We start from the raw sequence: 9,920 nt of genomic DNA on the forward strand, positions 1-9,920 counted from the left end.
GCAGATGGCAGAATCGCCAGGATGCGGATGTCGGCCAAGGCGGAGTACGCGGTGCGGGCGATGGTGCAGCTCGCCACCGCCGACGCCGGCACCCTGGTCAAAACCGACGACATCGCCGCCGCCCAGGGCATTCCGCCCCAGTTCCTCGTCGACATCCTGTCCGACCTGCGCACCGACCGGCTGGTCCGCAGCCAGCGCGGCCGTGACGGCGGCTACGAGCTGGCACGCGCGGCATCCGAGATCAGCGTCGCCGACGTGCTGCGCTGTATCGACGGCCCGCTGGCCAGTGTGCGCGACATCGGCCTGGGCGATCTGCCCTACGCCGGCCCCACCGCCGCGTTGACCGATGTGTGGCGGGCGTTGCGGGCCAGCATGCGGTCGGTGCTCGAGCAGACCAGCCTGTCCGACGTCGCCACCGGGCAACTGCCCGCCCACGTTGCGGAATTCGCCGCCGACTACCGCGCCCAGGAACGCCAGCGCGGCCACGGCAGCTGACCTTCCCGGCGCGAGCGTGCGTGTTCCCGGCCCGACACTCCGTGCCGGGGCCGGAACAACGCACGCTCGCCCGACAGCCCGACAGCCCGGCTAGGACCCCGAGCCGTACGGGCGGGTGAGGATTTCCATCGCATGACCGCTGGGATCGCGGAAATACACCCCGCGCCCACCGTCGCGACGATTGATCTCACCGGGGCGCGCACCGCGCGGGTCGGCCCAGTGCGCCAGCCCCCGCGAGGTGATCTTGCCGTAAATGGCGTCGAAGTCGTCCTCGGAGACCAGGAACGCATAGTGCTGCGGCCGGATCTCCTCGTCGGCGGGCACCTCGGCGTAATCGAGGCTGGCCTCGTGATCGAGCCCGACGACCATGAAGTGGCCGAACGGCTGGGGATCGGGCAGGCCGAACAACTCCGCCAGAAAGGCCGCCGACGCCTGCTTGTCGTGGGCGGCGACGATGGTGTGGTTGAAGGAAATGCTCATGGTTCAAGTGTCGGCCGCCGCCGGCGCGCATGCCACAATCGCGGGCATGCAGGTGGGAATGACCATGCCGGTGATGGAGCCCGATCTGGATGCGACGCTGCTGCGGGACTGGGCGTGCGCCGTCGACGAGGGACCGTTCTCGTCGCTGGCCTGGGGCGAGCGGATCGCTTTCACCAACCCGGACAGCCTGACCCTGCTGGGGGCGCTGGCGGCCTGGACCGACCGGGTGCGGCTGGTGACGACGGTGATCGTCCCGCAACTGCACGATCCGGTCATGCTGGCCAAGGCACTGGCCACCGCGGATCTGCTCAGCGGTGGGCGGCTCACCGTCGGCATCGGTGTGGGCGGCCGGCACGAGGACTACCGCGCGGCCGGTGCCGACCCGGCGACGCAGACGATGCGGGAGATGGCCGAGCGGGTCGCGATCATGAAACGGGTCTGGGCGGGGGAGAAGACCACCGAGTCGGTGCTGCCGGTCGGGCCGGCGCCGGCGCAGCCCGGCGGGCCGCCGCTGGTGGTCGGCACCATCGGCCCGAAGACGTTGCGCAGCGCGGCCAGTTGGGCCGAAGGGTTGGCCGGCATCACCATGGACCTCGACGTGGCCAAGCAGAACGAGTTGTTCGACGTCGCCCGCCAGGCCTGGCGGGAGGCCGGCAAGGCTCAGCCGTATCTGGCGACCTCGTTCTGGTTCGCGCTGGGCGAACCCGACGCCGCGCGCCACCAGGTGCGCGAGCACCTGGTGCGCTACATGAACTGGATTCCCGCCGAGTACGTCGAGGCCATGGCACCGACCACCGGCTGGGCGGGCAGCGAGGACGAGCTGCTCGCCGTGCTGCGCAACTTCGAATCGGTGGGTGCTGACGAGATCCACCTGATTCCCACCAGTTCCGACGCTGACCAGCTGCGGCGCGCGGCCGAAGTGGTGACCGAGTTCAACCGCTGAGGTTGCCGGGGCGCCGCGGGCAAACCCGTTGCGACACGGTCACGGAAGCGTCTCTATCGATATCTCACTAGTCACATCCGTCTCACCAGCAACTATCGTCGCAGCAGGCGAGGCCCGGAGCGGTCCCGGAAAGGTGTGACATGTCGGCGACGCGTGCGATCGTCTCGGTCGCGATGATCCCGGCGGTCGTGCTCGGCATGGTGCTCGCCGCCGAGTTCGCCCCACCGGCGTACGCGGCAACCTGCAATGCGCCCGAGGCCAACATCGAACCGCCGCCGGGCTCGCCGACGACCGGCGCGGGTCAGCTGCCGAGCGGGCGGCGGCCCCGCGGCACCAACGACAGCGCGCCGCTGCCCAAGCTGGGCCCGCTGATCGCCGCACTGATCAACCCCAACGGCGCCATACGGCAGCAGGCCGCGGTGGTGCCGCCGGCGCCGTCCCCAGACGGTCAGGTCGCACCGAACGCCGCCCAACCGGTCCAGCCGGTTCCGAACGCCGGCGCAGATCCGGGGCTGTCGACCGCCGACGCCGCGGGCGCCATTGCCGGCGCCCAGACTTCGCTGGTGGAGTGGATGACCGGGCCCAACAGCCCCAACCAAACCCTGCAGCGCTTCGGCATCTCCGGCACCGACCTCGGAATCCCTTGGGATAACGGTGATCCCGCGAACCGCCAAGTTCTCTACGCGTTCGGCGACACCTTCGGCTATTGCCGCATCCAAGGAAAGCAGTGGCGGCAGAACGTGCTGTTGCGCAGTCCGGACAACAATTTGGCCGACGGCATCACAGTCGGGCCCGGCGGCATCGGCAACAAGTATTCGGGCTCGCCACTGCGCCAAGCGAATTTCTCCAAGCAAATCCTGCCGGCGGTCCACCTGGCGCCGCACCAGGAGGGCATGATCCCCACCGCCGCCGTCGGGATCGCCGGGAACCAGTACATGAGTTTCATGTCCATCAAGCAGTGGGGGCGTGACGGCGAATGGTCCACCAACTACTCGGCTATCGCGGTCTCCAACGACAACGGCGAGACATGGGGTGTCTATCCGGGAACGGTGCGTTCGACGTCGCCGGAGAACGTGCCCCGGGCGCGCTTCGTCCCCGGTAACGAGAACTTCCAGATGGGTGCGTTCCTGCGCGGGGGCGACGGCTACCTGTACGCCTACGGGACGCCCCCGGGCCGCGGCGGCTCGGCGTACCTGTCGCGGGTGCCCGAGCGCACCATTCCCGACCTCACGAAGTACCAGTACTGGAACGGCGACAGCGGGTCGTGGGTGCCGAACAACCCGGCTGCGGCGACGCCGGTGATTCCCGGCCCGGTGGGTGAGATGTCGGTGCAGTACAACACCTACCTGCGGCAGTACCTGGCGCTATACGGCAACGGCGGCAACGATGTCGTCGCCCGCACCGCCCCGACGCCGCAGGGCCCGTGGAGCGCCGAGCAGACGCTGATCCCGACCGGTCAGATCCCCGGCGGCATCTACGCGCCCTACGTGCACCCGTGGTCGACCGGCAAAGAGGTGTACTTCACGTTGTCGCTGTGGAACGCCTACGACGTGATGCTGATGCGCACCGTGCTGGGCTGAGCCCGCCTGCCTCAGCCGCCCACCGCCGGTCGCGGCATCCGGTAGCGCCGGTCGCGCATGCGCAGCACCGGATACCCCTTACGGCCGGCGCCCAGGGCCCGCACCGGGGCGGCGGGCGCCAGATGCCGTGACGACGACGCGGGACGCCCCGGTTCCTCCGATGACGCCAACGGCTGGGTGGCTGCGGCCAGTTGCACCTGCTGCACCGCCGCGACGTTCGCCGGTGCCGCCGGCCAGCTCGAGGGCACCGACAAACCGCCCACCGGCGCGGCCCCGCCGACCCTGGCCAGCACCAACGCCGGTGCGCCGGCGCTGAATTGGCCTGCCGCAACCGCGGCCGCCGGGGCCTTGGCGGCCGCCGACGCGGCGGCCGGTAGCAGCGCCATGATCCAGTTGCCCATCTGACCCGCCGTGCGGATGGAGTCGGCGGTGAATCGCGCCGGGTTGACCACGGTGTTGAAAGCGCCGGTGGTGCTGACCGTCGAGGACACCAGCGCGGCCATCGGGTCCGACGGTGTCGCCGTGGCGGCGGCAGTGGCTTGCGCGGCGGCCGCGGCCTGAACGGATTGCGCTGCCGGGCTGGTGGTTTGTTGAGGCCGCTGAAACGGTGTCAGCGTGGCCGCGGCCGACGAGCCGGCCGCGTAGGCGTACATCGCGGTGGCGTCCTGGGCCCACATCGCGGCGTAGGCGGCCTCGGTGGCGGCGATCGCCGGGGTGTTCTGCCCGAAGAAGTTGGTGGCGACCAGGGTGGCCAGCTGGACCCGGTTGGCGGCGACGACGGGTGGTGGCACCGTTGCGGCGAAAGCGGTTTCGTAGGCGGCTGCGGCGGCACGGGCCTGATTGGCGGTTTGCTCGGCCAGCGTCGCGGTGGCCGACGCCCAGGTGACATAGGGCATCGCGGCGGCGATCATCGCCTCGGCGGAGCCGCCGGACCAGGCGTGGCCGTGCAGTTCGGACAGCGTCGAGGAGTAGCCGGTCGCAAACGATTCCAGCTGCCAGGCCACGGCGTCCCAGCTCGCCGCGGCGGCCAGCATCGGACCCGAACCGGGGCCCGAATACATCAAGGTCGAATTGACCTCGGGAGGAAGCATCCCGAAATCCACCATGGAGAGTCCTTGTCGGTTATCCGCCGACCGAGGGGCGCGGCATGGCGAAGCGCTTCGGCCCGACCCGCAGGATGCTGCTGACGGTGGAGCGCCCGGCACCACCGGCCGCCGCTCCCATCGCCGCGGCCGGCGCGGCCATCATCCCGCTTGCCGGAGCCTCCTCCCAGGAGCCGGTTGCGGCCAGCTCAGCTTCGGACAGGAACAGCGGCTCCTCGCTGGCGGTGGCGATCGGCGCGGTGTCGGCCCAGGCCTTCGGTACCGACAGCTGACCGATCGGCGAGGCCGTGCCCATACTGGCGGTGCTGCGCACCAGCGCCGGCCCCGCCTGTACCGCCGAGGCCATGCCGGCGGCGGGAAGGGCCGCCGGTACCGCGGCGGCCGCGGCCTTGGGCGCCGAGCCGCCGACTGCCTTGGCCAGGGCGGTGAAGAAGCTGCCCGCGTTGGTCACGGTGCGGCTCATGGCGGTGGCGAAACCGACCGGGCCGCTGAGCGTGTTGAAGGTGCTCGCGCCGTCGATCACGCTGTCGGCGGCCGACTGGCTGCCCTGGGAGGCCGCAGCGGTGCCGAGTGCCGCGGCCGGTGCCAGCGCCTGGCTGGTGGCCGCGGCGGAGTTGGTGGTCTGCGGCGGTTCCTGGAACGGTGCCAGCTGGGTTGCGGTGTAGGCCGCGGTGGCGTAGCCGTGCATGGCCGCGGCGTCTTGCGCCCACATCTGGGCGTAGGCGGTTTCCAGGGCGGAGATCAACGCGGTGTTCTGCCCGAAGATGTTGGTGGCCACCAGATTTGCCAGCTGTGTGCGGTTGGTGGTGACGACGGCCGGCGGAACCGTTGCCGCACGGGCAGATTCGTAGGCGGCTGCGGCGGCGCGTGACTGGGTGGCGGCCTGCTCGGCTTGCGTTGCGGTCTGGCTCGCCCAGGTGATGTAGGGCGCTGCGGCGGCGAGCATCGCCTGGGAAGAGGTGCCGGTCCAGCCCTCATCCTGCAGCCCGGTGAGCGTGGTCGAGTAGCCCAGCGCGAACGCATTCAGTTGTCCGCTCAACGCATCCCAGGCCGCCGCCGAGGCCAGCAGCGGCCCCGAACCGGGTCCGGTATACATCTGGGTCGAGATGACCTCGGGCGGCAGAATCCCGAAATCCAGCATCAGCAAAGCCTTCCTCGATCGCATCGGGTGATGCGCAGCCGGTGAGATCGGCAGGCGAGGTGTGAAGGATCAGCCGAAAAGGGCTAGGGCCTACCGAATTGATTCGTGGCGGTCACGCACCGGGCGACATCGCCTGGTTCCGCCGGCGGCCCGGAATTCGCATTCCAACGGTGTTGTCATGGGAATCGGATGCTCGCTTTTCGATAGTGCTTTCTGGTTAGCCACGACGTTAGACGCGGGCTGCGCGAAATCCCGCCTTGGGACTTTGGCGCCTGCGACGACAAGACGGCCGCAACGGCCTGCGCGGCTTTATCGCCGAGGCGCGGTGTCAAGCGGTCTAGCACCCTGCTACCTGCAAGGATGCGCTGAATTCCGGGCACGCCCCGCGCGGGCGGCATCCCTGTTGCACACCGCCCCGGGTTTAAAAATCAGCCTGCAAAAAAGCCTGTGTGGCAGATGAGCGCCGCACTGATCCGGGTGTTCACTGGCCGGGCGGACCCGGCGGCCCGCTCAGCCATCGAACACCGAGCGCAACGCGGCGCCGACGTCAGCGATCACGCCGGGGGTGTAACCGGGGATGTTCATCGTCACCCCGCCCACACCGGCGTCGAGCACCTTGGTCTTGACCTGCTCGGCGATCGACTCGGGGCTGCCGGCCACCATCCGCTGGCTCATCGCGTCGGGAATCTGGTCGGCCTTGACGTTCTGGCCGGCCAGCGCGGTGAGCAACATGGTGGTCTCCAGCGTGGCCGGGTCGCGGCCGATCGCCTCGCAGCTGCGCTGCACCGCAGCCATTTTCGCGGGCAGCTCGTCGAAGCCGGCGATGATGTTGAGGTGGTCGAAGTGCCGTGCTGCCAGCGGGATGGTCTTCTTCTCGCCGCTGCCACCGATCAGCAGCGGAATGTGGTCGCGGAAGCGGGGTTCGGCCATCGCCTCGCGGGCGCGGTACCACTTGCCCTCGAAGGTCGGCCGTTCGCCCTTGAGCATCGGCAAGATGATCTCCAGTGCCTCGTCGAGCCGGTTGAACCGGTCGGTGAAGGTGCCGAACTCGAAACCCAGCTGGTCGTGTTCGAGCTCGAACCATCCGGTGCCGATACCCAGCACCGCCCGCCCGGAGCTGATGACGTCCAGGGTGGTGATGATCTTGGCCAACAGTGCCGGGTTGCGGTAGGTGTTGCCGGTTACCAGCGTGCCCAGCTGGACCCGTTCGGTCGCGGTCGCCAGCGCACCCAGGGTGGTGTAGGCCTCGAGCATCGGCTGGTCGGGGGAGCCCAGCATGGGCAGTTGGTAGAAGTGATCCATCACGAACACCGCGTCGAACCCGGCGGCCTCGGCCTCCTGGGCCTGGGCGACGACGGTGGGGAACAGCTTTGAAACGTCGGTGCCGTAAGAGAAATCGGGGATCTGGAAGCCAAGGCGAATCGTCATTCGTTCGACCCTAGGGGGCGCGGGGGCTTCTCCGGGGAAGTTTTCGCTGGGCGCGAAGTGGGAATTTCCAAGCGGCGTTGGTCGCCGGCTGCAGCGGCAAGCCGCTATTGCCAGGGCCCGTCAGTCGCGTTTGGCCTCGTAGCGCAGCAGGACCGTCCCGCCCGGGAAGGAGCGGTTCTCCACCAGTCGCAGCGAGACCCATGACGGTAGCGTCGGGAAGAACGGGGTGCCGCCGCCCACGGCGGTGGGCGCGATCACGATCCGGTATTCGTCCACCAGTCCGGCCTGCACGATGGGTGCGGCCAGCGTCGCGCCGGCCACTTCCAGAATGCCGTCGGTTTCGGCTTTCAACTTCCTCACCACCTCGACCGGTTCGCCGCGTTCCAGGCGTGCGTTCCAGCCGACGGATTCCAGGGTGCGTGAGAACACGACCTTGGGCATGTCACGCCAGATGCGGGCGAAGTCAACGATCAACGGGGTGGCATCGGGGGCCTTGTCGGCGGTCGGCCAATACGCGGACATTAGTTCGTAGAGCCGCCGACCGTAGAACGACAGGGCGGTCTCCCGCTCGAAGTCATTCCAGTACTGGTGGAGTTCTTCGCTCGGCTCAGACCAGTCGATATTGCCTGCTGCGTCGGCGATGTACCCGTCCACCGACACGTTGAAGCCATAGATGAGTTTGCCCATGCAGATCAGAGTGCACCGGAGGGCAAGATTTGTCGCGATGCCACAGCTGGTGGACCAACTGACAAGAATCCACGCGCGGCCCACATCTTGCGGCGACACATCGAGGCCGCGCTTGTCCATGGCTTGGAACTCAGCTCGGCGGCACACCACAACGCCGTCGTCGTAACCCGACAGGCGCCGTACTCTCGCTGGCTCCGAGCGGACCCCTTCGCGTGCCCGGGACCTACGTGGAGATCAATTGCTGGGCGCGCTGAAACGACACGCCGAGCGCCTCGCCCACGTCGCGGACGGCAACACCATGCGCCGCCAGATTGCGCGCAAGGGCCCGCGCTTGGGCCTGGGCGGCAGCGGCGTGCTGCTCCGCTAGCTTCCGGTCATGGGACACCTTCTCGGCTACAGCTGTGACGTCGATGTCATCGACTCTGATCGTGATCTTCACGCCCACTGAGGAGGGCGCCGAGTCTGTCACTGTGCAGATGAAGTCGACCGCTTCGCGGGGCACGTCGGAGAGCCGGCGAGCCTGGGTAGTGCTGCCGAGGTTGATCGCACCGTCAGCGCCGACGTACCCGTCGAGTTCGGGAACATCGATCATCCACCACCTGTCGTCGCGGGTGACATGGACCTGGTAGGTGTGCATGTCATTCCTCCTTGCAGTTGATGGAACAGGTCTTGATCGCGTTGTCGAGTTGACGACGGACGTCCGGGCTGATGGTCCGATGGCCGTCGGGCACCGGGATGCTGTAGCTGCCATGCGGACAGGTCCACGTCGCGTGACTGCCTTTGCCGTCGCGCGGCGTGAAACGTGCCTGCTTGAGTTGTTGGACGATTTCCCGCGTGGGTGCCGGTGCAATCACGAGATTAGTCTAACGTCATAGACGATTTCTAGTCAATCGAGATAGACATCGATCGATGCAGCGCAAAGGGCGTGAGCGTCAGCGGCCGCGGCGTGCGGATCGGCCGGATCAGCGGCGAAACGTACTTTCGCGGGTGTGGTGGACATGGTGGGTCTGTGAAGATGACCAGGATTCGTTCCACGAGCGAAATGCCGCAATCGCGAGAGAACTACGAGACCGCGGACTGTACTGATCCACAGCCGCTGCCCGCCGATCTGGCAGACAAGGAGAACGAGCGGTGATTAGCCGAAGCGTGGCCGATATCAAGGGTTCACCAACATCGCCCGTGGTAATCGTTGGAGAGAGCCTCGGCCGTCAGAAGTCCGGGATCCCGTTCGACGGCGGAAGTGGACGGTTACTGGACCGCGCCCTGAAGGAAGCCGGCCGAACGAAGGACGAGGTGTTCACCACCAACGTCGTCGACTGGCACCCGCCCAGCGGCTATCGGCTGACCCAGCAGGACATCAATGCGGAAATCCCGCGGCTCGAGCACGAACTTGACATCATCCGCCCCAAACTCGCGATCTGTCTCGGGAAGATCGCCGGGACTGCTTTGCAGACTCTGTATCCCGAAGCGCCAGAACTACCATGGCCGTTCAGCCCGCCGGATAAGCAGATCGAGAAGCATCATCCTGCCCTGCTGCTGGCCCTGCATCCGGCTGCAGCGCTACGGCGACGCAATCAGCTGCCAAAGGAAGAGTGCGAGCCTTACGAACGCCAGTACGTGTCCAGCTTGGCTCGCGCGCTGCGGTGGAGTTTCGAGAGCGATGTCCTGCCCCGACTGCCCTGGACCGAGGCCGATGTGATCGCCGTCGATGATCTCTACCGCGAGCACGGCAGGCTCAGCGCCAGGCACCCTGAGGTTCAAGCTCTCGCAAACCGGCTGGGCCGGACCCCGACGGCGGTGGCGGCGGAGATGAACAACCTTCACCACGCACACAGCGAGCCGGGCGTGTATCCAGGAAAGCATTGGCGTTTCAGTGAACTCGACCGAAAGGTCGCCGACGATGAGTCAGCCAGGTTGCTCACGAGCAGGCAGGCGACGGCCGAATAACATGCGTTGAGCTGCGAAAACGCTGGTGCCCCCGGCAGTGTGTGGTTCCAGGACATAGGAATGGCGTGTCTCAGGACATCGGAATAGGTTCAGGCCGCACCGTCAGCGGGTGTCGA

At 67.7% G+C, this 9,920-nt stretch carries 11 protein-coding genes; 4 read left to right on the top strand and 7 right to left on the bottom strand.

What is annotated here, in order from left to right; all coding sequences use genetic code 11:
- The first annotated feature begins 21 nt into the window (after positions 1 to 21).
- Positions 22 to 495 carry an RrF2 family transcriptional regulator gene (locus tag ACAG20_RS12605; protein ID WP_370492746.1) on the top strand — a complete coding sequence of 158 codons (474 nt, stop codon included), beginning with the start codon at positions 22 to 24 and terminating at the stop codon, positions 493 to 495.
- A gap of 90 nt (positions 496 to 585) precedes the next feature.
- Here the strand turns inward: ACAG20_RS12605 and ACAG20_RS12610 are convergent, their stop codons facing one another.
- Positions 586 to 975, bottom strand: a complete 390-nt coding sequence (locus tag ACAG20_RS12610; protein WP_112687512.1) for a VOC family protein — start codon at positions 973 to 975, stop codon at positions 586 to 588.
- 58 nt (positions 976 to 1,033) lie between these two features.
- Here ACAG20_RS12610 and ACAG20_RS12615 point away from each other — a divergent pair, with 58 nt between their 5' ends.
- Together ACAG20_RS12615 and ACAG20_RS12620 are read left to right on the top strand one after the other, a co-directional pair.
- Entirely contained in the window at positions 1,034 to 1,918 is an 885-nt protein-coding gene (locus ACAG20_RS12615) for an LLM class flavin-dependent oxidoreductase (RefSeq protein ID WP_370492767.1), read from the top strand.
- Between the two features lie 140 nt (positions 1,919 to 2,058).
- The gene (locus ACAG20_RS12620) at positions 2,059 to 3,498 is read left to right on the top strand and encodes a DUF4185 domain-containing protein (RefSeq protein ID WP_370492747.1); all 1,440 of its coding nucleotides are present in this window, start codon (positions 2,059 to 2,061) and stop codon (positions 3,496 to 3,498) included.
- A gap of 11 nt (positions 3,499 to 3,509) precedes the next feature.
- Here ACAG20_RS12620 and ACAG20_RS12625 read toward each other — a convergent pair whose 3' ends face one another.
- From ACAG20_RS12625 to ACAG20_RS12650, 6 genes are all read right to left on the bottom strand, one after another.
- Positions 3,510 to 4,604, bottom strand: a complete 1,095-nt coding sequence (locus ACAG20_RS12625) for a PPE family protein (protein ID WP_370492748.1) — start codon at positions 4,602 to 4,604, stop codon at positions 3,510 to 3,512.
- A gap of 16 nt (positions 4,605 to 4,620) precedes the next feature.
- On the bottom strand, positions 4,621 to 5,742 hold the full coding sequence (locus ACAG20_RS12630; protein ID WP_370492749.1) for a PPE family protein: 1,122 nt from the start codon (positions 5,740 to 5,742) through the stop codon (positions 4,621 to 4,623).
- A 510-nt stretch (positions 5,743 to 6,252) separates the two neighbouring features.
- Complete coding sequence (locus ACAG20_RS12635; RefSeq protein WP_370492750.1) at positions 6,253 to 7,170, bottom strand: LLM class F420-dependent oxidoreductase; 918 nt, start codon at positions 7,168 to 7,170, stop codon at positions 6,253 to 6,255.
- A gap of 120 nt (positions 7,171 to 7,290) precedes the next feature.
- A complete protein-coding gene (locus ACAG20_RS12640; RefSeq protein ID WP_370492768.1) occupies positions 7,291 to 7,857 on the bottom strand; it encodes a dihydrofolate reductase family protein in 567 nt (188 codons plus the stop codon).
- A gap of 223 nt (positions 7,858 to 8,080) precedes the next feature.
- Positions 8,081 to 8,494: a HicB family toxin-antitoxin system gene (locus ACAG20_RS12645; RefSeq protein WP_370492751.1), complete on the bottom strand. Its 414-nt coding sequence runs from the start codon at positions 8,492 to 8,494 to the stop codon at positions 8,081 to 8,083.
- Position 8,495: 1 nt separating this feature from the next.
- Complete coding sequence (locus tag ACAG20_RS12650; protein WP_370492752.1) at positions 8,496 to 8,711, bottom strand: hypothetical protein; 216 nt, start codon at positions 8,709 to 8,711, stop codon at positions 8,496 to 8,498.
- Between the two features lie 292 nt (positions 8,712 to 9,003).
- On the opposite strand from ACAG20_RS12650, the gene ACAG20_RS12655 reads away from it, so the two are divergent.
- On the top strand, positions 9,004 to 9,804 hold the full coding sequence (locus tag ACAG20_RS12655) for a uracil-DNA glycosylase family protein (RefSeq protein ID WP_370492753.1): 801 nt from the start codon (positions 9,004 to 9,006) through the stop codon (positions 9,802 to 9,804).
- The last annotated feature ends 116 nt before the right edge of the window (positions 9,805 to 9,920 follow it).

Origin of the sequence: Mycobacterium sp. pW045, from assembly GCF_041287085.1 — a bacterium.
GTDB lineage: Bacteria > Actinomycetota > Actinomycetes > Mycobacteriales > Mycobacteriaceae > Mycobacterium > Mycobacterium algericum_A.